The sequence below is a fragment of the Alteromonas sp. BL110 genome (assembly GCF_003443615.1).
Lineage (GTDB): Bacteria > Pseudomonadota > Gammaproteobacteria > Enterobacterales > Alteromonadaceae > Alteromonas.
The window spans coordinates 1,339,240-1,361,066 of record NZ_CP031967.1 but is presented as its reverse complement, the minus strand read 5'-3'; the positions used below and the strand labels follow the sequence as shown (position 1 = coordinate 1,361,066).

General features: G+C 44.4%; 22 protein-coding genes. 15 read left to right on the top strand and 7 right to left on the bottom strand.

Annotated features, from left to right (window positions below; translation table 11 throughout):
- Window positions 1-6: 6 nt before the first annotated feature.
- Window positions 7-468 (bottom strand): cupin domain-containing protein, encoded by a 462-nt coding sequence (locus tag D1814_RS05925; RefSeq protein WP_118490525.1) that lies wholly within the window; start codon window positions 466-468, stop codon window positions 7-9.
- A 474-nt stretch (window positions 469-942) separates the two neighbouring features.
- Here D1814_RS05925 and acnA point away from each other — a divergent pair, with 474 nt between their 5' ends.
- The gene (gene acnA / locus D1814_RS05920) at window positions 943-3,660 is read left to right on the top strand and encodes an aconitate hydratase AcnA (RefSeq protein WP_118490524.1); all 2,718 of its coding nucleotides are present in this window, start codon (window positions 943-945) and stop codon (window positions 3,658-3,660) included.
- A 68-nt stretch (window positions 3,661-3,728) separates the two neighbouring features.
- On the opposite strand, the gene D1814_RS05915 is transcribed toward acnA, so the two are convergent.
- Window positions 3,729-4,223, bottom strand: a complete 495-nt coding sequence (locus tag D1814_RS05915; protein ID WP_025256852.1) for a sel1 repeat family protein — start codon at window positions 4,221-4,223, stop codon at window positions 3,729-3,731.
- A 111-nt stretch (window positions 4,224-4,334) separates the two neighbouring features.
- Entirely contained in the window at window positions 4,335-6,551 is a 2,217-nt protein-coding gene (locus D1814_RS05910; protein WP_118495323.1) for a GspE/PulE family protein, read from the bottom strand.
- A gap of 428 nt (window positions 6,552-6,979) precedes the next feature.
- Here D1814_RS05910 and rpsJ point away from each other — a divergent pair, with 428 nt between their 5' ends.
- Genes rpsJ through rpsQ form a run of 11 tightly spaced genes read left to right on the top strand, consistent with a single transcriptional unit; the run spans window position 6,980 to window position 11,917 of the window.
- Window positions 6,980-7,291, top strand: coding sequence for a 30S ribosomal protein S10 (gene rpsJ, locus D1814_RS05905; protein WP_010179497.1), 312 nt, complete (start codon window positions 6,980-6,982; stop codon window positions 7,289-7,291).
- A gap of 18 nt (window positions 7,292-7,309) precedes the next feature.
- Window positions 7,310-7,948 carry a 50S ribosomal protein L3 gene (rplC, locus tag D1814_RS05900; protein WP_014947975.1) on the top strand — a complete coding sequence of 213 codons (639 nt, stop codon included), beginning with the start codon at window positions 7,310-7,312 and terminating at the stop codon, window positions 7,946-7,948.
- An 18-nt stretch (window positions 7,949-7,966) separates the two neighbouring features.
- Window positions 7,967-8,572 (top strand): 50S ribosomal protein L4, encoded by a 606-nt coding sequence (gene rplD, locus D1814_RS05895; RefSeq protein ID WP_118490523.1) that lies wholly within the window; start codon window positions 7,967-7,969, stop codon window positions 8,570-8,572.
- A complete protein-coding gene (gene rplW, locus D1814_RS05890; protein WP_012516959.1) occupies window positions 8,569-8,868 on the top strand; it encodes a 50S ribosomal protein L23 in 300 nt (99 codons plus the stop codon). Before rplD ends, rplW begins: the two co-directional genes overlap by 4 nt.
- A gap of 14 nt (window positions 8,869-8,882) precedes the next feature.
- A complete protein-coding gene (gene rplB / locus D1814_RS05885) occupies window positions 8,883-9,707 on the top strand; it encodes a 50S ribosomal protein L2 (RefSeq protein WP_012516960.1) in 825 nt (274 codons plus the stop codon).
- Between the two features lie 15 nt (window positions 9,708-9,722).
- Window positions 9,723-9,998, top strand: a complete 276-nt coding sequence (gene rpsS / locus D1814_RS05880) for a 30S ribosomal protein S19 (RefSeq protein WP_012516961.1) — start codon at window positions 9,723-9,725, stop codon at window positions 9,996-9,998.
- Window positions 9,999-10,009: 11 nt separating this feature from the next.
- Window positions 10,010-10,342, top strand: a complete 333-nt coding sequence (gene rplV / locus D1814_RS05875) for a 50S ribosomal protein L22 (RefSeq protein WP_012516962.1) — start codon at window positions 10,010-10,012, stop codon at window positions 10,340-10,342.
- 9 nt (window positions 10,343-10,351) lie between these two features.
- A complete protein-coding gene (rpsC, locus tag D1814_RS05870; protein WP_014947978.1) occupies window positions 10,352-11,056 on the top strand; it encodes a 30S ribosomal protein S3 in 705 nt (234 codons plus the stop codon).
- 2 nt (window positions 11,057-11,058) lie between these two features.
- Complete coding sequence (gene rplP, locus D1814_RS05865; RefSeq protein WP_012516964.1) at window positions 11,059-11,469, top strand: 50S ribosomal protein L16; 411 nt, start codon at window positions 11,059-11,061, stop codon at window positions 11,467-11,469.
- Complete coding sequence (gene rpmC, locus D1814_RS05860) at window positions 11,469-11,660, top strand: 50S ribosomal protein L29 (RefSeq protein WP_012516965.1); 192 nt, start codon at window positions 11,469-11,471, stop codon at window positions 11,658-11,660. The genes rplP and rpmC overlap by 1 nt, the downstream gene beginning before the upstream one ends.
- Window positions 11,660-11,917 (top strand): 30S ribosomal protein S17, encoded by a 258-nt coding sequence (rpsQ, locus tag D1814_RS05855; protein WP_012516966.1) that lies wholly within the window; start codon window positions 11,660-11,662, stop codon window positions 11,915-11,917. Before rpmC ends, rpsQ begins: the two co-directional genes overlap by 1 nt.
- Before the next feature lie 149 nt (window positions 11,918-12,066).
- On the opposite strand, the gene D1814_RS05850 is transcribed toward rpsQ, so the two are convergent.
- Window positions 12,067-13,173 carry a glycosyltransferase family 4 protein gene (locus tag D1814_RS05850; protein WP_118490522.1) on the bottom strand — a complete coding sequence of 369 codons (1,107 nt, stop codon included), beginning with the start codon at window positions 13,171-13,173 and terminating at the stop codon, window positions 12,067-12,069.
- 1 nt (window position 13,174) lies between these two features.
- Entirely contained in the window at window positions 13,175-14,248 is a 1,074-nt protein-coding gene (locus D1814_RS05845; protein ID WP_118490521.1) for a glycosyltransferase family 9 protein, read from the bottom strand.
- Window positions 14,249-14,377: 129 nt separating this feature from the next.
- Here D1814_RS05845 and waaA point away from each other — a divergent pair, with 129 nt between their 5' ends.
- Window positions 14,378-15,688: a lipid IV(A) 3-deoxy-D-manno-octulosonic acid transferase gene (waaA, locus tag D1814_RS05840; RefSeq protein ID WP_118490520.1), complete on the top strand. Its 1,311-nt coding sequence runs from the start codon at window positions 14,378-14,380 to the stop codon at window positions 15,686-15,688.
- Between the two features lie 272 nt (window positions 15,689-15,960).
- On the opposite strand, the gene D1814_RS05835 is transcribed toward waaA, so the two are convergent.
- Window positions 15,961-17,769: a cation:proton antiporter gene (locus D1814_RS05835; RefSeq protein ID WP_118490519.1), complete on the bottom strand. Its 1,809-nt coding sequence runs from the start codon at window positions 17,767-17,769 to the stop codon at window positions 15,961-15,963.
- A 213-nt stretch (window positions 17,770-17,982) separates the two neighbouring features.
- On the opposite strand from D1814_RS05835, the gene D1814_RS05830 reads away from it, so the two are divergent.
- The gene (locus D1814_RS05830; protein WP_118490518.1) at window positions 17,983-18,837 is read left to right on the top strand and encodes a hypothetical protein; all 855 of its coding nucleotides are present in this window, start codon (window positions 17,983-17,985) and stop codon (window positions 18,835-18,837) included.
- A 200-nt stretch (window positions 18,838-19,037) separates the two neighbouring features.
- A complete protein-coding gene (locus tag D1814_RS05825) occupies window positions 19,038-19,625 on the top strand; it encodes a hypothetical protein (protein ID WP_118490517.1) in 588 nt (195 codons plus the stop codon).
- Between the two features lie 105 nt (window positions 19,626-19,730).
- Here the strand turns inward: D1814_RS05825 and D1814_RS05820 are convergent, their stop codons facing one another.
- On the bottom strand, window positions 19,731-21,641 hold the full coding sequence (locus tag D1814_RS05820; RefSeq protein ID WP_118490516.1) for a methyl-accepting chemotaxis protein: 1,911 nt from the start codon (window positions 21,639-21,641) through the stop codon (window positions 19,731-19,733).
- Window positions 21,642-21,827: the final 186 nt, after the last annotated feature.

Here is a 21,827-nt window from a genome sequence, read left to right as displayed (position 1 = left end):
GATTTATTAGATAAACCGTGTAAGGTCTGGGTGGGCCACTTTTATCCATTCTTTCATTGATGGTTCTTCAATAAAGCTAAAATCTTTAAAATCAAACCCTGGCGCAACTGTGCAACCTACAAGTGAGTAATCCCCCATAGTTGCAGCCGCTTGAAAATTACCCGCTTCAACTACCTCAACATAATCGTTATTGCCACCACCTATACGGCGTTCCCATAACTGTTGTTGTTGAATTTGGAATAGCTGTAAGGGAGCCCCTTCGTAGTGATTCCATACCTCATCGTGCAAAACGCGATGAAAGCGACTGACTTGCCCCTTAAGCAACAGAAAATAGATATGGGTGAGTGCTGGACGACTGGCACTATGAACAAACGAAGTAGTCTGATTTTCTGAACGGAAAACCTGACGATAAAAACCTCCCTCAGGATGAGGTTCAAGGTTGTATTTCTTAATAAGGGGATGGGTCATGATAACGTCTTTATTGTTGTTATTGCTTTTTGTCGGCGCTCGCCCTTCAAGGATTTTCTGAGCATATATTAAGGCATTAGGCGTTTAGCGTGGTACTAAGCATAACGCTTGCAAGATTATAAGAAAATAAAAATGTTACATAATTGTAAATTGGTGGGCTGTCTGACATTTCATTCTTAATAAAGGTTTCCGCTTCAGTACAGACCAAAGCTTCTATTTGCTCACAATAGCTAACTATTTTAACTCGTAGTCTATTGCTGACATGAAACGCTTTATCCGTTCACCTTTTTAAAAGCATAAGTTGAAACGAAAAAGAGGTGATACCAATAACTAATGGTAGGTGAACTTTTTTTCATGTTTAGGCCGTACAAACTTGAAAATAACGCGACGGATTAAACACGTCGCTCGTTTCTTACGATGGTAAATTTGAAACGCAGACAACATTCACGAACAGGCAAAGAAGGATGAGAGCGTATGACATATAAGTCTTTTTCGCAGCTTGAAGTAGACGGTAAGAACTTCAAGGCGGTCAATTTTGATAGTATAGGTAAACAGTATGCGCTCGACCGGCTACCTTTTTGTATCAAAATTCTCCTCGAGAACCTAATTCGACATGAAGATAAAGAGTTTGTTTCAAGCAGTGATATTGAGGAAGTAGCTAAGTGGGATACTGAAAACCACGCTGATCACGAAGTATCATTTGTTCCTGCGCGGGTTATTCTTCAGGACTTTACCGGCGTTCCTGCCATAGTCGATTTAGCTGCTATGCGTGATGCAGTTAATCGCTTGGGAGGCGACGCGCAAGCAATTAATCCTTTGAACCCGGTAGAGCTGGTCATTGACCACTCTGTGATGGTTGATCATTTCGCTGAAGAGAATGCACTAGAAAAGAATACCGATATAGAGATTGAGCGCAATAAAGAGCGTTATCAATTTCTAAAGTGGGGACAGTCTAGCTTTGATAACTTTAAAGTTGTCCCTCCAGGTCGCGGTATCGTACATCAAGTTAACTTAGAATATTTAGCTCGTTGTGCGTTCACCAAAGAACAAGATGGTGAGACATTGGTTTATCCGGATACACTCGTGGGTACCGATTCTCATACTACAATGATTAATGGCCTTGGCGTACTTGGCTGGGGTGTAGGTGGTATTGAAGCAGAAGCGGCAATGCTTGGGCAACCCGTTACTATGTTACTGCCGAAAGTCGTAGGCTTTAGATTGTCAGGTAAATTACCTGCTGGCGTCACTGCTACAGACATGGTGCTTACTATCACTCAGCAGTTGCGTGGACACGGAGTTGTCGGGAAATTCGTAGAGTTTTACGGCCCGGGCCTTAAACACTTAACCACAGCAGATCGAGCAACAATTGCAAACATGGCACCAGAATATGGTGCAACGTGCGGTATTTTTCCAATAGACGACGTGGCGCTAGATTACCTGCGACTTACAGGTCGAGATGAAGACCAGATAGCCCTTGTTGAAGAATACGCTAAATTTAGTCACCTATGGCATGATGACCATTCAAAAGATGCTCAGTACCATGAAACACTTGAACTAGATTTGGGCGAAGTAGTGCCATCACTTGCTGGGCCTAAGCGCCCACAAGATCGGATAGCGCTTGATAAAGCCGCAGAAGCATTCAATGAATGGCATCGTTCACAAATTGATGTAAAAGTACTAGATGAAGAAACCGATTTAATTGCCGAAGCTGGGCTGGGCACCAGTGATGATGTAGATGAGGGTCATGACTCCTTTGTTGAATTCAGAGGTAACAAGTTTAATTTAGAAGATGGCGCTATCGTCATTGCTGCTATAACCAGTTGTACTAATACATCGAATCCCTCTGTGCTTGTTGGGGCAGGGCTACTTGCTAAAAAAGCAGCGGAAAAAGGGTTGACCCGTAAACCGTGGGTTAAAACTTCATTGGCACCTGGCTCTCAGGTTGTTACTCAGTATTTAGAAGATGCTGGCCTTATGGACCCGTTAGAATCCCTTGGATTTAACTTAGTGGGTTATGGCTGTACAACCTGTATCGGCAACTCTGGGCCTTTGCCTGACGCAATTACTGATGCTATCAGAAAAGCTAAACTCACGGTTACATCTGTGCTATCAGGTAACCGTAATTTTGAAGGTCGCATTCACCCCGACGTAGCTGCAAATTACCTTGCATCGCCACCGCTCGTAGTAGCGTATGCGTTAGCGGGGAACATGAATGTAGATATCACCAAAGAGCCACTGGGCCAAGCAAGCGATGGTTCACCTGTTTACCTGAAAGATATTTGGCCTTCTGAAGATGAGATTCAGCAATATATTGCTGAAAACGTAACAGGCGACCTATTTAAAGAAAAATATGCGGATGTGTTTAAAGGCGCCGGCGAGTGGAATGAATTAGAAGTAAGCAAGACATCAGTTTATGACTGGCCAGAGTCGACTTACATTAAACATCCACCTTTCTTTGAGGTCATGGGTAAAGAGCCAGAAGCCCTGACCGTAATCGAAAATGCACGATGCCTAGTAAAAGTTGGCGACTCAATTACAACCGATCACATTTCACCAGCAGGTGCCATTGCTAACGATAGTCCTGCTGGAGAGTATTTACAGGCTCAAGGCGTTGAGCCTAAAGACTTCAATTCATACGGTTCTCGTCGTGGTAACCACGAGGTTATGATGAGAGGTACGTTTGCGAACGTTCGTCTTCAAAACCAATTGGCGCCGGGTACACGAGGCAGTGCAACAACCCATTTCCCAAGTGGTGATAGCATGTCTATTTTTCATGCTGCGATGCGCTATAAAGATGATGGTGTTCCGGCAGTTGTCATTGGTGGTAAGGAGTACGGTACTGGTTCCAGTCGAGACTGGGCAGCTAAAGGCCCGTCTCTTATGGGCGTGAAGGCCGTGCTAGCGGAAAGCTATGAGCGTATTCACCGTTCTAACCTAATAGGAATGGGTATTCTTCCACTTCAATTTAAGCCGGGTGAAAGTGCTAGTGCTCTAGATTTGAGAGGCAATGAAACTTTTTCAATTGGCGCAGTAGAGCGTGGGCAATCAGAGGTAGAAGTAAATGTGGTTACTGACGAAGGAGAAAGTAAATCCTTCATGATGGATATTAGAATTGACACCTCTAACGAGTTCACTTACTTCGAAAATGGTGGCATTCTCCATTACGTCATTAGAGAGTATTTGAAGAAGTAGCATTACAGGTTTCTAACAATGAACCCAAGACTAAGCGACCCTTTAAAAGGGTCGCTTATTTTTTAGAACTAGTAATAACGTTTTTCGCAAATAATTTCTTTAATATTAGAGCCAATAGCGGCACGCTTTTCACATCGTAAATCTTGCGCTTTTGCGCCATACAGTGAAATGTATTCGTCTACGTAAGGTTTCAAAGCGGTTATGTAGTCGTCAGGGAGCGCGTCTTTAATTTGTCGGTATGAACGATTCCACTCAGCCGTTTTCTGCTCCATAGCTACGCTCAACCATAACCAACCTTCTTCGTAATTTACTGGTGTGCCCCATCCTTGGAAGTACATCTGTGCCAAATAATATTGACCTTCTTTATTTCCCATTTTTGCTGAAGCAGTCAGCTTTTCCATAGCCTTATCGTATTTTTCAGCTTTCAAGGCATGAAGGCCTAACTCTAAAGTTGATAAGTATTCTGATTTCCAGATGTGATTCTTTGTTTTAACCTGGGCTAGTGTAGAAGCCGAAAACGTCAAACATGAAATAGTTAGAACTAAGGTAATAAGTTTTTTCATTTGGTATCCCTTCCTTTTTTTATGTATTTATACGGTACTTTAAGGTGCAAGTGAACCGCTTGAAAGTACAGTTTTGTAAGATTTATAGTTACAGCGTTTAAAGAAACGCCATTATTCTCCTCCTATAATTTGCACTTGTGCTAGGTCGGTGTCTCCTTTTAGCACTTTGAAAATGGCATCTTGTACAAGGGTGCGCATGCCATCAGCAGCAGCCTGAGATTTCATATCGGCAACGCTGGCTTCTTTATACACCATTGAGCGAAGCTCTGGCGTCATACCCAATAATTCGTGTACACCTGTCCTACCTTTATAGCCCGTATTCCCGCACTCGTCGCAGCCTTTGGCCCTGTAGAGCTCTAACGGCGTTTGGAGTTTAAGCTCTGACAGATGTTCTTGGCCGTATTGTCGTTCAATAAACGCCATATCTTTCTCGCCTGCAACATACTTCTCTTTACAGTTCCCGCACAGGGTTCTAATTAGTCTTTGGGCCAATATGCCCACACATGCATCAGAGAAGTTTACCGGATCAAGACCTAAGTCAAGTAAACGGGTGATGGTTTCTGGTGCGGAGTTAGTATGGAGCGTTGAAAGTACTAAGTGACCAGTTAATGACGCTTCAATACCCGCATGAGCGGTTTCCTTATCACGCATCTCACCAATAAGAATGATATCTGGGTCTGCACGCAAGAACGCTCGTAGTGCCGCGGCAAAGTTAAAGCCGATTTTAGGGCTTACCTGAACTTGTTGCAGACCAGGCTGGGTAATTTCAACCGGATCCTCAGCCGTCCAAATCTTCTTTTCTGGCGTGTTCAAATATCCCAATATCGCGTGAAGAGTGGTCGTTTTACCTGAACCTGTAGGACCTACAACAAGTAAAATGCCGTGTGGCTTTTTAATCATTTCTTCCAACCTTGTGCGGTTGGTAGGGGCCAAATTCATTTTGTCGATAGGCATTGCGCCACCGGAGGCCAAAATACGCATTACTACACCTTCACCGGCAACGGTGGGAATGGTAGCTACACGCACTTCGACAAGCTTACCGTTCATTCTAAACGCGAGTTTACCATCCTGAGGTACGCGCTTTTCCGCAATATTAAGATTTGACATGATTTTAATACGCGCAATCACCGCATTATGGTGCGAGTGAGGTACTTGGTTCATATCGCGGCATACGCCATCTACGCGCATACGAACACGAGTAGGGGCATTCTTTTCAGGGTCTATATGAATATCTGAGGCATTTAAACGTTTAGCGTCGTGAAGTATACGACTTACCAAACGGACAACAGCCGGCGCGTCATCTGAAAGCTCATCAATATGATCTTCATTGTCATCGGTGGATGAGCCAATTTCATCGAGAATATCGCTCATTTCACCAGGGCCGCCGCCACCGCTATTCTCCCCTAAATATTGAAGAATAAGGTTGGGTAAGCTTACCGCGATTTCGTAGCTATCTATGCCCATTGCACTTTCAATTTCCATTAGAAGCGCGGCATTGTTTGGTTCAGCCATCAGAACAATGGGCTTGTCGTGGGCATCGGCAATAACTGCCACGTAGTTTCGCTTAAGATAAGAAACGTTTAAGCGACTTTCGTTTTCAAACCTGTGATATTTTTCTGGCAAGTAAGAAATGAACGGCACTTGATAGTGAATTGAAAGAGAGTTACCTATTTCATCTTCCGATATGCGATGTTCAGATATTAACCGCTGAACCAAGGCGCGTATATCCGGAGTTGTCGTTTGTATGTCGGCGAGGGTCGCTTCTTCTAGCAAGCTTTTGTGAACTAAAAGGTCAAACGGGTTATTAGTGCCGCCTAATTCAAATCTGAATTTATCACCGAGAATAAGCGCCAATGCATTCCCGCGCTTGAGGTCCTCTTCGGTAAACCCGCCGCTTGCCTTGTTGATGATTTGAATGACACCCATTAACACCCCTGCGTTCATTATCGGTACGCAGAGGATGTTTTGTGTTCTAAAGTCATTGTCTTTATCGAACTTGTCGGCAAAGCGAAGACGAGGATGGATGCTTTGAAGTAGCGTAGGGCTGTACGGATCATCAATGACCACAGGCTTTTGGGAAAGCGCAACGTAGCCAGCAATAGACATGGGGCTTATCGGTACTTTTATTTCCAGGGTTTCTTTCCCTGTTTTGAATCTGGCGACCAAGTCTTGATGTTGACGACGACGTTGAAAAATACTCATGCGAGTGGCGTCAAACAAGCCCAGTATCATAGGTTCTAATAGGCTGTAGGCATCTAACAACGTAGAGTGGTTATTTAAGATGCGTTTTATTTGTGCAAATGTTTGCTGGTTATTTACTACTTCCATATTCTCACTACTAATAATGTTGGCGCCCATTCCTTTACGCTTGTGGCGCTATAAGCATATTTTGCTAGGGTATCAAGATATACTGTTACCACGAAAGCAACAATACTACTTATAGACAGTTACATACACTGTTATAGCGTAAAAATATGTGTATAAAAAGCAAACTGCCACTTGCATTGCCCTCTGCTTTCTGTATAATTCGCGCCCACTGCCCAATTAGGGTATGAAGTTTTTAGCCGCAACCTCACTGTTTTTAGGGTGGTTGCCGAAGTGACGGATTTATCATTACTGATTAGCCTGTTGCTGGCGTGCTAGAAAAAAGAACAGGGTTCCGATAGGGAACCATCGGTTTACGCACATCTTTTCTTTCCGAAATTAATGGAAGAGAAAAGGTGAATTTTTTTGTTCTTTCGATTGGAGCTTAATCGATGCCAAATCAAAGAATTCGCATTCGTTTGAAAGCGTTTGATCACAAGTTGATCGATCAGTCTACGGCTGAAATCGTTGAAACTGCGAAACGCACTGGTGCTCAGGTAAGTGGTCCTATTCCTCTACCTACTCGCAAAGAACGCTATACAGTTCTGATTTCTCCGCACGTTAACAAAGACGCGCGTGATCAATATGAAATCCGTACTCACAAGCGTTTGGTAGACATCATCGAGCCAACTGATAAAACAGTTGACGCGTTGATGCGTTTGGACTTGGCTGCTGGCGTTGATGTTCAAATCAGCCTGGGCTAATAAGAGAGGGTTATAACAATGGCGATTGGTCTAGTCGGTCGTAAAGTGGGTATGACTCGCATCTTCACTGAAGATGGTACGTCTATCCCTGTGACTGTTATTGAAGCGACCCCAAACCGCGTTACTCAGCTTCGTACTGAGGAAACTGACGGTTATCGCGCTCTTCAGGTTACTGCTGGAACTAAGAAAGCTAACCGCATCAACAAAGCTGAAGCAGGTCACTTTGCTAAAGCTGGTGTTGAAGCTGGACGCACTCTAGTAGAATTCCGCCTAGAAGAAAACGAAGGTGCCGATATTGAAGTAGGCAGTGAAATCACTGTTGAAATCTTTAACGACACTAAAAAGATTGATGTAACTGGTACATCAAAAGGTAAAGGTTTCCAAGGTGCTATCAAACGCTGGAACTTCAGTTCACAGCGTATGACACACGGTAACTCTTTGTCACACCGCGCACCTGGTTCAATTGGTCAAAACCAATCACCAGGTAAAGTATTCAAAGGCAAGAAAATGGCTGGTCAGCTTGGTAACAAGCAAGTGACTACTCAGTCTTTGGAAGTTGTACGTGTTGACGTAGAGAACGGCCTTATCCTAGTTAAAGGTGCCGTACCTGGCGCAACTGGCAACGATGTAATCGTAAAGCCAGCTGTTAAAGCGTAACGTCTGGGGAGTGAACTGATGGAATTAACATTGAAAGACGCGCAAAGCGCTCTTGAAGTATCCGAAGCGACCTTTGGACGTGAATTCAACGAAGCCCTGGTACACCAGGTAGTTGTAGCTTACGGTGCAGGCGCTCGTCAGGGTACAAAAGCGCAGAAAACTCGCGCTGAAGTTCGTGGTGGCGGTAAGAAGCCATGGCGTCAAAAAGGTACTGGCCGCGCTCGTGCTGGTACAATCCGTAGCCCAATTTGGGTTGGCGGTGGCCGTGCTTTCGCAGCAAAGCCTCGTGACTTTGACCAAAAAGTTAACAAGAAAATGTATCGCGGTGCACTTAAGAGCATCCTGTCTGAACTAATCCGTCAAGACCGTTTGGTTGTTGTAGAGAAGTTCGGTGTTGACGCACCTAAGACTAAAGCTCTTATTTCTGCACTTAACGAATATGAACTAAATGATGTTCTAATCGTTACTCCAGAAGTTGATGAGAACTTGTTCCTTGCGGCACGCAACTTGTACAAAGTTGACGTACGTGATGTAGCAGGCATCGACCCAGTGAGCTTGATTGCATTTGAAAAAGTGCTAATTACTGCTGATGCGGTTAAACAACTTGAGGAGGCGTTAGCATGAAAGAAGAACGTCTACTGAAGGTGCTAGTAGCACCTCACGTTTCAGAAAAGTCTACAATGGCTGCTGAAGCGAACAACACAGTTGTATTTAAAGTAGCTAAAGACGCGAACAAAGCTGAAATCAAAGCTGCAGTTGAAAAACTGTTTGAAGTTGAAGTTGAAGGTGTTCGTACTGTGAACGTTAAGGGTAAAACCAAGCGTCACGGCATGTCTTTCGGTAAGCGCAGCGACTGGAAAAAGGCCTACGTGGTTCTTAAAGAAGGTCAGGACATCGACTTTGTCGGTGGTGCTGAGTAAGAAGGGGATTAGAAATGCCATTATTGAAAGCTAAGCCAACTTCTGCCGGTCGTCGTCACGTTGTTCAGGTCGTAAATCCTGACCTGCACAAAGGTGCACCGTACGCACCTTTGCTTGAAAAGAACAGCAAATCTGGCGGTCGTAACAACAATGGTCGTATTACCACTCGTCACATTGGTGGTGGTCATAAGCAACACTACCGTGTAATCGACTTTAAACGCAACAAAGACGGCATTCCAGCCAAAGTTGAGCGTTTAGAATACGATCCAAACCGTTCTGCAAACATTGCACTAGTATTGTACGCAGACGGTGAACGTCGTTACATTCTGGCTCCAAAGGGTATGAAAGCAGGTGATGCAATCCAGTCTGGTTCGGGCGCTCCGATCAAGTCTGGTAACACGCTACCTATGCGTAACATCCCTGTAGGTACTGTTGTACACGCAATTGAAATGAAGCCTGGCAAGGGTGCTCAAATCGCACGTTCTGCTGGTGCTTACGCTCAGATCCTAGCACGTGACGGAAACTACGTTACCCTACGTCTACGCTCTGGCGAAATGCGTAAAGTTCTTTCTGATTGCCGCGCCACCATTGGTGAAGTTGGTAATGCAGAACACATGCTTCGTTCACTAGGTAAAGCTGGTGCTACACGCTGGCGTGGTATTCGTCCTACCGTTCGTGGTGTTGCCATGAACCCGGTTGATCACCCACACGGTGGTGGTGAAGGTCGTACATCAGGCGGTCGTCACCCAGTAACTCCTTGGGGTGTTCCTACCAAAGGTAAGAAAACCCGAAGCAACAAGCGTACTGATAAACTTATCGTACGTCGTCGTAACAAGTAATAGCGAGGATTCACCATGCCACGTTCTCTCAAGAAAGGTCCTTTTATTGACCTTCACTTGCTGAAGAAGGTAGAGGCTGCAGTGGAAAAGAACGAACGTAAACCAATCAAAACTTGGTCTCGTCGTTCTATGATCATCCCAGATATGATTGGGTTGACCATTGCGGTCCATAACGGTCGACAACATGTACCTGTCATTATTAGTGACGAAATGGTCGGCCACAAGTTGGGCGAATTTGCGCCAACGCGTACTTACCGCGGCCATGTCGCGGATAAGAAAGCTAAACGTTAAGGGGTAGGAAGATGGAAGCATTAGCTAAACACCGTTTTGCCCGCACGTCGGCTCAAAAGGCACGCTTGGTTGCGGATCAAATTCGCGGTTTACACGTTGAGAAAGCTTTAGAAGTTCTTGCGTACAGCCCGAAGAAAAGCGCAGCGCTAGTAAAGAAAGTTTTGGAATCTGCGATTGCTAACGCAGAGCACAACGAAGGCGCGGATATCGACGAGCTAGTCGTTGCCAAGGTTTTCGTTGACGAAGGTCCAACTATGAAACGTATCAAGCCACGTGCTAAAGGCCGTGCTGATCGTATCTTTAAGCGCAGCAGTCACATCACTGTGGTTGTAGCGGATAACTAGGAGTAGATAATGGGACAGAAGGTACATCCTACAGGTATACGCCTGGGTATCAGCAAACCATGGACATCTACCTGGTACGCTAATACTGCAGACTATGCAGACAACCTGTATAACGATCATCAGGTACGTCAGTATCTGACTAAACAACTTAAGAACGCTTCACTTTCTAAAATCGTGATCGAGCGTCCTGCTAAGAGCATCCGTGTGACTATTCACACTGCTCGTCCAGGCGTAGTAATCGGTAAGAAAGGTGAAGACGTAGAGAAGTTGCGTAACTACGTATCTAAGCTAGCCGGTGTGCCAGCTCAGATCAACATCGCTGAAGTACGTAAGCCAGAGCTAGATGGTCAGCTAGTAGCTGACAGCATCTCTAGCCAGCTAGAGCGTCGTGTTATGTTCCGTCGTGCTATGAAGCGCGCTGTTCAAAACGCAATGCGTCTAGGCGCGAAAGGTATTAAAGTTGAAGTTAGCGGCCGTTTGGGCGGTGCAGAGATTGCACGTTCTGAATGGTACCGTGAAGGTCGCGTTCCTCTGCACACTTTCCGTGCGGACATCGATTACGCAACCTCTGAAGCGTCAACTACTTACGGTATCATCGGCGTTAAAGTATGGATCTTCAAAGGTGAAGTTCTAGGTGGTCTACCTACAACTCAAGAGCAAGCACCAGCTGCTCAACCTAAGAAGAAAGGCCGCAACGCTAAGCGAGAGGGCTAATCATGTTACAACCAAAACGCATGAAGTTCCGTAAGATGCACAAAGGCCGCAACCGCGGCTTCGCAGCGGGTAGCACTGTTGCCTTTGGTACTTACGGCCTTAAAGCAGTTGGCCGTGGTCGAATGACTGCGCGCCAAATCGAAGCAGCGCGTCGTGCTATGACTCGTCACGTTAAGCGTCAAGGTAAAATTTGGATTCGAGTTTTTCCTGACAAGCCAATTACTGAGAAGCCTCTTGAAGTGCGTCAAGGTAAAGGTAAAGGTAACGTTGAGTACTGGGTATGCCAAATTCAGCCTGGTCGTGTTCTTTACGAGATGGAAGGTGTTCCTGAAAATCTTGCACGCGAAGCGTTTGAATTGGCAGCGGCTAAACTGCCATTTAAAACAACCTTTGTAACTCGGACGGTGATGTAATGAAAGCGACTGAACTGAAAGACAAAAGCGTAGAAGAGCTGAACGCAGAGTTGATTAACCTGCTACGCGAACAGTTCAACCTACGCATGCAGCACACAACAGGTCAGCTTGAAAAAACTGATCAGTTGAGAAAAGTACGTCGTAACATCGCGCGTGTTAAAACCATTCTGACTCAAAAGGCTGATGCGTAATGACTGAGCAAAAAATTCGTACAGTACAAGGTCGTGTGGTTAGCAACAAGATGGATAAAACCATCACTGTTGTAGTTGAACGTTTTGTTAAGCACCCAATCTACGGGAAGTTCATCAAGCGCTCTACTAAGCTTCACGCCCACGACGAAAACAACGTGTGCAACCAAGGTGACGTAGTAACAGTACGTGAATGTCGCCCGCTATCTAAGAACAAATCTTGGATGCTAGTTGACGTTGTTGAGAAAGCTGGCGTTTAATCGCTAACTTTTTTCAAAGTCTTAAAAAAGCCGCTTTCGAGCGGCTTTTTTGTTTTTCTTGACCGCTAAAACACACAGGAAAAAGACGCGGTTTTATCGATACAATAGTGCCTAATTTATATTCAATAAATAGTCATGCTTCATGTCACTCACGCATTAGTAATTTGGTTATAAAGTACTGTGTACTCTTTTGCCATATTCTCTATACTGAAGTGCGTTTTCACATGCTTGTGAAGTGCGCTAGCTAATGCTTTATTTTTATCAGGTTTCGTGAGTAATAAAGTTACTGCTTCCACAATACTGCTAACATCCCCAGGCTCAACCATTAAACCCGTTTCCTGATGTTTTACAATTTCCGGTATTCCGCCAACGGGGGTTGATACAACAGCACATTTGCTTATCCCTGCTTGAAGAAGTATAACGCCAAGGCCTTCGGCGTAAGCGGGGTGAACCAGCGCGTCTATATTAGGCAAAATGCTAGCGACTTCATTAGTAAACCCACACAGCTTTACATTACTGTGCAGATTATACCTGTCGATTAACGACTTATAGTGTTCTTCTTGAGAGCCCTTACCAAAAAGCAGGCACGTTAAGTTATTAAATTGCGCTGTTAGTTCACGCATAGCGAGTATTAAATCAGCTTGCCCTTTTCGGGGGATATATTGTGCAAAATTAGCGATAACGAAATGGTGCTGTGGAATATTATACTTATTCTTTAACCACTGCTGGTTAGCCGGCTGTGCGTATTCTTCCTGGTCGACGGCAGAGTGAATAACTTCTTGGTATTTTACTTTTTCGCAATGCTTTGAGACAATTTTTCGTACACCCTCCGATATGCTTATTACAGCTTGGTACTCTCGATATTTAAAGCGAGCGAATTTACTTTCAGTATTGTCTACACGGCGGGTACATATTGCCGGTATTCCAGTGAATTTTGCTGCCAGTGCGCCCCAGACATCAGCGCCACGTCGACTATGTACGTGAATTACGCCGGGCTTAATACGCTTTACAACATCAAGCAAACGCTTAAAGCCTATTAGGTCGGCATCGCCTTTGTAGCCAATAGAAAAAGTTTTACAGCGGTCAAAATTGTAATTACTGATTTCGCTATTAGCGGCACAAACAAGATGTTGAGTAAACCTACTGTCTTTATCTAGCGCATCTATAAGATAAGTTACTTGCTTCGCACCACCGTATAAATGCCTACCCAATTCGATATGCAACACGTTAATGTTGGAAGAATGCTTATTGCCCATACTAGTGACTTATATATGCTTTAAGCTGATTAAAGACTTGTTCAGGAGTAACGAGCGTCATACAGTCAAAGTGTCCATCACACGTAGGTTTTCGCTTACAGGGAGCGCACGCCATGTCTTCAAACAGTACATGGGTATATGCATTGTCGGTTACGGTGTAGGGTCTCGTTGAACCAAAAATGGCAACAGTAGGTTTTTTATAGCTTGTTGCTAAATGGGTAAGACCCGTATCTACACCAACAAATGCATAGCAAAGCGATAGCACGCTCACTGACTCCTCTAAGCTAATTTTTCCTGCCAGCGAAATTACCCCTTTACACTCAAAGGTTAAGGCTTCGGCTTGTGCTGCATCCCTAGGGCCTCCTAAAATGGCTATAGGTAAATTAGAGTGTTTGCGTATCTTGCGAATTAAAGTTTGCCAGTGCTTAGAAGGCCAATGCTTTTGAGGGCGAGTGGTAAAAGGCGCGATGACTATAAAGGGTTGTGTTAAGCCTAAGTGACTAGTTTTCGATATCGCTGACTGCATCGCAACATTACTAGATCTAATACACATTTCGTAACTCATGCTGTCATGGTCTTCAGCGCTGCAAAGTGAATGTAGCGTTTTCGCGAGGTGTCGATATTCGCTGCTAATCTGTTGTGATGATGGCTTATTTAGCGCGAGAGTGAGTAATCTTTGGCTATTTTCTTTGCTTTTAAAACCTATACGTTGCGAGGCCCCGCTGAGGTAAGCGAAAAAGGCGCTTTTCAACAGGCCTTGTCCTTCTATAGCCACTGTGAAATTCTTTTCTCGAAGCTGTTTTCTAAACGCTTTGATAGCATTAAAAAGCGCCCAGTATTTTCTAGCCTTTAATAGAGCTCGCCATTCGCTTTTGGGCCACGTAATAACGTGGTCGACATAAGGGTGATTGCTAACTAACGCCTCATAGGGGGCTTCTACTAGCCAGGTTAATTCAACGGCTTTACCGTTATGGGAATAACTTTGTTTTATGCTAGACGGTAAGCCAGAAGCCATTACAATATCGCCAATGGCGCTAAGCCTGATAAAAAGAATTTGTTGTACGTCTTTAGGCATTAGAATAGGCTTTCAAAATTCATGTGGAGCTAACTAATTAGCTATACCAACACAGTTTGACGACACTTTAATGACGCACACTCCATTAACGGCTATGTATGCGTTTATGTTTACCATTAAGGACAATTTATGTTTGCTGCCGAGCGTAACGGCTACAAACCCACACTTATCGAAGATATATGCCGATGGGGGTACTCGCTGGTATTAGTGTTCATTATTCCCTTCGCCTTTTTACAGTTAATGTTAAGAGGTTCCACGAGAAACAAAGACTATAACCGAAGAAGGTTTGAACGTTTTGGGTTCGTCGCACATGCCCCTAAAAAAGATGGATACTTATTTCACTGCGTTTCAGTGGGAGAGGTGGTAGCGGCTTCATGTTTGATTAAGCGTATCATGACGGACGAGCCCGATTGTCAAATTACTGTGACCACCACTACGCCTACAGGTTCTGCACGTGTTCGCGCGATCTTCGGTGACAGTGTGCATCACTTTTATTTACCTTACGATCTGCACATGGCTATGGCAGGAATGCTAAAAAGAATTCAGCCCAAAGCTGTGCTAATTACTGAGGTAGAGCTATGGCCTAACCTTATCCATGCATGCTGGAAACGAGACATCCCTGTAATGGTCGTTAACGCCCGTATGACAGATAGGTCTTCCAGGCGTTATAAAAAGATTGGTAAGTTGTTTAACCCTATGCTTGCTAAGCTTTACCATATTTGTGCACAAGGACAGCGCGATTACAAAAATTATGCATGGCTTGGTGTGCCTGAAGAAAAACTAACGCTTACTAATAACATCAAATTCGATCAGGTGGCATCTGCTACAGCACCCGGCCAGCCGTTTTTAAGTTTGAGTCAAGCGGATTACCCCATACTTGTAGCGGGGAGTACCCATGACCTTGAAGAAGAAGCAGTACTTAAAGCGGCAAAACAGTTGTGGCAAAAAAGCCCTTCATTGAAAGTAATTATTGTTCCTCGTCATCCCGAGCGTTTTGATGCAGTAGCTAAGCTTATTGAAGCTAAATCGCTACCCTTTGTACGAAGTTCTCAGGTGCAGTCCGTACCTCAAAATACCAATGTGGTTTTACTCGATGAGATGGGTAAGTTAAATGATGCCTATGCGGTAGCTTCTTTCGCCTTCGTTGGTGGCTCCATAGCTGATAGAGGGGGGCACAATGCCCTAGAGCCTGCAAGCTTTTCTATTCCGATAATAATGGGCCCTCACACGTATAATAATCCGGTGATCTGCAGTTACTTAGAAGAATGTGGCGCGCTGCTAAAAGTGGAAAGTGGAGAAGCAATGTCGACGATTGTTGATAGGTGGCTCCATAACCCCAATGAGCGAAAAAAGGCGGGCCAAGCAGGTCGTAAAGTACTTGAAGAAAATAGCGGAGCACTTGAGGCTACTGTTCAGTGCATACGAAAATACGTTAACTAATTGTTTTATGGTTAAAAATTGAGCCCCTAAATAGTGCGTCTGTGCACTTAAATGGGGTTTTCTATGATGTGATTGTAAAGCTAGAGCATGTAAATTAGTGTAAGTTTTTGTAAAATATGATTTTTACTAATATGGTCTACTCCTTGCTATAAAGGCTACGACAGCGTAGCGACAGTAAAATCCAAATAAATATGCACCTTTAAAAAAGGGCACTGTGTTACGTGTTCTCCAGGGAGAGACCTCCTGCCGAGAGGCAGGAGGTTTTCTTACTTTTACTCTTCTACTTTGTGCTCAGGCTCAGGCTCAATCAAGCTGATAATACGCCAGCCAGCTTTAGGCTTAATACTGTTTCCGTTAATAAAGGTGTAGCTTTTACCTTCGGCGTTAATGGCAATAAGCGGCGTAGCCCGTTCACCATACTGCTTCGTATACTGCTCAAAGGTAAACTCTTCTGAAAGCCGAGTCGTTTTAACTGCAGATTCACGGGCAATGGCTGATGCTAAATAGCCATAGGTAACACCTTCATCAAATAACGTAAGCTTTTTAGCATACTGCTCGCTAACTTGGTGACTAGGACGCGTAGACTGTTCATTATTAGTCAGTGCCCACACTTTGTCTTTACCCATAGTGTATTCAAAGTGATAAGCAATAAGCGGGTTTAATTGTTTGTAGGGCGACATAATTAGCACGGTACCAAAGGTGTTTAAATCGAGGTTTCGCGCTGCATGATCTGACATAGGATTTCCGAAATATACCGGAATATCCATCATGCGCGCCTCTCTAATAGCATCCCAGTTGGTATCTGCAATAGTCACCTCCAATTTTTGATTCAACATCTCACTCGCAAGCGCACGGTTAAATCTGCTCCCCCCAAAAATAAGGTAGCCAGTAGGTGCAGGCGCTCTAACCTTAAGAAGAGATGCAACACTGCGAGAGGTAAGGCTTTGCACTACAACTGTTGCGATAATCACCATAAAGACGATAGGCACTATAATGCCCGCTCCTTCATAGCCGATTTCTTCAAGCTTCAGAGAGAATAGTGCAGAGACCGCTGCAGCAACGATACCACGCGGTGCAATCCAACTTAGCAACGCTAATTCATTAAGCTTAAGTCCAGTACCAATAGATGATGCTAATACTGACAGGGGCCGTGCTACAAACATAATCGCGGCTAGAACAACAATCGAGCCCCAACCTACATCTACGACAGACTGTAAGTTCAAACGCGTGGCAAGAAGTATAAATAAGCCTGAAATAAGTAAAACGCTTAAGGTTTCTTTAAATTCGAGAATGTCTTCTACATCGACATCTTTCATATTGGCCAATACCATGCCAGAGATGGTCACGGCCAGAAGGCCCGATTCATGCGCTACGTAGTTCGATGCAGCAAATACACCTAAAATAACGGTTAGCACAGCCGTGTTAAGCAGATAGTGGGGGATCCATTCCTTGCGAATGGATAGGCCCAGTAAATAGCCTGAGGCGAGCCCCAGTACAGAGCCAATACCAACAGTTTTTCCAAAAGCAATGAGCGTGTGTGTGATGGCTGTTTCTTGCGATGCTACGATAAATTCGAATACCAATACCGCTAACAAGGCGCCAATAGGGTCAATAACAATTCCTTCCCAGCGTAAGATATTGGCTAGGTTGGTTTTAGGTCGCACAGTCCTTAGCATAGGAACAATAACAGTTGGTCCAGTTACAGTAACAATAGCACCGAACAAAAAAGACAGCTGCCATGAAAGGTCTAAGCTATAGTGAGCGGCTGTTGCCGCGACCACCCAGGTGACTAATACACCGATAGAGCACAGATTTCTAACCATATTGCCATGACCCGCAATATCGCTAAATTTCAGCGTCAGTGAACCTTCGAACAGGATAATGGCAACAGAAAGAGATACCACGGGAAACAGTAATTCGCCGAATAAGTCGTCCGCATTAAGCACACCGAATACCGGGCCGACAACAATACCGACTATTAAGAGTGGCAAAATTGCAGGAAGCCGTACCTTATAAGCTAAGTATTGGCATGTTATTGACAGCAGTCCTACTGCAACGAGTGAGAGAAGCGGGTCTGACAAAGTGAATCCTTATCGCGTTGTTATTTATCCATCCTATATCAGCCTAAATATTTGTCATATAGAGACTTTAGGCCAAGCATTAGCTTATAGCGATATACGCTTGGGCTTGAAGTTTAGACCAATAGACCATTTTTAGCGCGCTAATTGCATATTCGATGTTTAAAACCTTTGTTATTATGGCAAAAGATTACTGGCCTTTTCGGAGCGACTTCTTTGAACTCTTTTTCTAAATCTGCACTTGTATCGTTAGCGTTTTTTTTAGCATCAGCGTGCGCGTATCAATATCCTACGACGGTTGCTTCGTTTGACGTTAAGAGTGTTGTTGAATTGCCTGAAGAGCTTTCGGAAACATCGGGTTTGTTTTGCGAAGTTGAAGGTATGTATTCGCTCAATGACTCAGGCAATGCACCAGTAATTTACCGTATTAATTACCAAGGTGACATAACTGAGCGTACGCGCTTACCTCTTACCAATAGGGACTGGGAAGCAATAACCGCTGACAGCACGTCTTTTTATATTGCAGATGTTGGAAACAATAAGGGAAAAAGAGAGAAGGTTGAAGTTCACAAAGTGAGTCGCCGTAACACAAACGATATAACTACCTTCACGCTAAAATATGCAGGAAATAATGCTTCAAGCAACATTCCTTACGCACACGATTTTGATTCCGAAGCGATGGTCAAATACGGGAATGAACTGCTTCTGTTTTCAAAAAGCTGGAGAACGGGCATTACTCATGTTTACAAGGTTAACGAAGGGGAAATCGAGCAAACTATCAGCCCTTTTGCATCGATTGATGGCTTGCCTGGTGTGGTAACCGGCGTTGACTTCGACCGCCATCAAGGCAAATTTGTTATCACAGGGTATAAATCAGATCCCTTTGGCAACTTTGCTACGTTTATTGCGCAAATCTCGCAAGACTACAAGCTTCTTGACGTATGGCAGTTAGAGCAATTTAAACAAGTTGAAGGTGTTTGTGTGGATAACAATGGCACCTATTGGTTTAGTGAGGAAGCAACTGAAGGGCGCAAAGCGTCATTGTCTAGTGCTCAGGTAACACCAAAATAAGCGGAATTTGGCCGTTACATTTATTTTATCTTATACACGACCGTGAACACGCACGGTCTCATCATCAATAGTAATTCTTTTTAAGTTATCTTTTAGCTGTTGTTAGTAAAATGGCTAATACCCAACTTGCTATTTTCCCGTCTATACTGAAATTGTGTTCGAATAAGTTGTAGCCAACCACAAGCTCAGAGGCAACCAAAATGCGACGTTTACACCAGTCCCTTTTATTGATGTGCATTTGCCCATGTTTATTAATGGCCAATGCAGCTAATGCCTCAGTGGTTGAAAAGGCGCAACAATGGCTGAACAAATATTCAGACAGCGACGATATTTTCTCTTTAACCCTTACCAAAAACAAAATTAAATTCAAAGGCTGTAAACAGAAGCAGTACCAATTAGCGTTCAGCCAAAAGATAGCGCCTACGTTTAACGTTGAAGCCATAGTGCACTACAACAAAGGGCTTCTTGACTACGGTGTTTTATCACAGCGCGTAAAAAGCCACGAATTTGAAGTAGTCAGCTGGTGGGACAGAGGAGTTTACCGTTTAGGGTTGAGCCACAAAGTGCGCCCTCGCCATGAAATGCGTATTCCGGTTGCCGATACTATTAGACTACCAACTAGCACGACGGCTGGCTTATACGTTGAAGTTCCGTTTAACGAAGACAAGCACTTACTTACCATTGGTGCTATGAGAGAGTCGTGGGAAAGTGGTGATGCGTCACTTCAACTGCCATGGCGTTCAAGCCGCGATAATCAGGTAACAGTGCAATACGCCATCACGTTCTAAATGATGGCGCACACCTAGATAATAAAAACAGTGCGATTAGCGCAAAGCGATCCCCTCAGATCCATCCGTAGGCTCGCATTACATGGGTTGTAGTCAACGAAGCTGCTACAGTTTGAATCTGCTTACCTCTGACGCAAGTTCTTGTGCTAGCTCATCGAGTTTATCACTTACATTCACCAATATTTGCGTTGCATTTAAGGTTTCTTCACTAGATGCGCTGATATCGTTAATGTTTCGATTTATATCTTCAACCACAGTCGCTTGTTCTTCGGTGGCAGTGGCAACCTGCGTATTCACGTCATTGATATGAGCAATCTCTTCGGCAATATCTTGAAGCAATTTGTCTATCTCAGTGGTAGCGGTTACTACATCAGTAGTGCGTGCACGGCTTGACTCCATTTGCGAAACCGCCGATTTGGAATCCTGCTGGAACTTGTCAATTTTGACCTGAATTTCATCGGTCGCTTGGGCAGCACGTTGCGCCAAAGTTCGTACCTCATCGGCAACAACAGAGAAGCCTCGACCGTGATCCCCAGCCCGCGCTGCTTCAATTGCAGCATTTAGTGCAAGTAGGTTAGTTTGCTCCGAAATACCTCTTATCGTATCAAGAATACCGCCAATGGCTGCGGTGTGTTCATCTAGCGACTGAATAACCCGTGATACATCTTGAATTTGTTCTGACAGGCCGTTTATCGCATGCACCGCACGCTGGGTAATTTCGCGACCGTGCGCCGAATTTGTAGTTGCTAAATTCGCATTTTGCGCTGCATGAGTTGCTGACTGGGCCACTTCATTTACCGTGCTGCCCATCTCTGTTAAGGCCGCCGCTGCTTGCAGGGTTTGATCGCGCTGACTTTTGGTGGAATTCTCAGTCTGATGCGACTGCAGTGCTACATCTTCGGCAGATGTTTTTAATGCATGGCTTGTTTTAGCTACTTGAGAGATAGTGCCGTGAAGGTGGTCGATAAAGTTATTAAACCCTTCTACTAAGCGGGCAATTTCTTTTTGTTCAGGCATAGGAATTCGAGAGCGCAGATCACCTTGACCTCTGCCAAGCTGTTGGAAGACATCCGCGAGTGATTCAAGTGGTTTAGTTAGGGTGCCAGCCAGCCATATTCCGATAAATGCAAAAGCACCGGCTATTATCAACGCCCAAATAATGATTTGGCGACTACCAGCATCTAAAGATGCATAGAGTTCGTGCTCGGGAACTTGCGCTACCACATACCAACCCGCTTTTTCCACATAGGTACTGGCAAATAGCTGAGTATCGCCTGCTGAGTCGCTGGTGGCCATGGCGAATCCCTGACGATTAAGCAGTTGCCCCGCTGTGTTCGAATCGCTTATTGAAGCTAATTTGGCTTTGCCCAGTAACTCAGTATTGGGGTGAGCGATAATAGTGCCGCTACCGTCTACAAGAAAGACAAATCCCGTTTGCGCAATTTTAACGGCATTGATAATACCTAATAACTCATCTACCGATTTAGCTACGCCCGACATACCTCTGCCGTTTACTTGCTGATAATTAGCAAACAGGCGGTAACCCTGTCCGGGTTCGTTGTACAAGCTCAGCGAGATGGGTTCGCCACTATTTTTGTAAGCGAAAAACCACCCATCGAATTCATCGTCTTTAAGTACACGCAAAAAGCCATCTTGGTTCCAATATTTGTAGGTGTTTCTGTCTACGAACGAGGCTACCGTTAAATCGTTAAATCCAACGATATTGTTTAGATAGCCCAGTAGACGCCGTTCGCCAGCGCTATCGGCACCGGATGATGACCAAGCGAGAATATCCGGGTTAGAGGCAATACTATGTGCTACGGTAAGCATCACGCTAGCCTCTCTGTCTACGCGGTTGCCAACCTGTTTCAGTAAAGATGGGAGCTGTAGTTCTTCCATGTTCTCTTTAACGAGATCACGGGCAATCCATTGGCTAATTGAACCTACAAGAATAGCTGCGGCAAGTACTGCCACAATAAGAGAAATAATAAGTTTTTGTTTAATACTGAAAGTCATGACTTTCGACCACGTAAGTTAATGCTGAAAATTAATAGATCAAAGGTGACGTGGCATTGCAGGCACAGCAACGTCTGATACTGAATCCTAGGCGGATCAGTACTACTTGATGATTCTTACGCCCATGCTTTTATTATTTTTTGAAAGCGCAGATAAATTATCGACCTATTCCTTGCAAAGTTTATA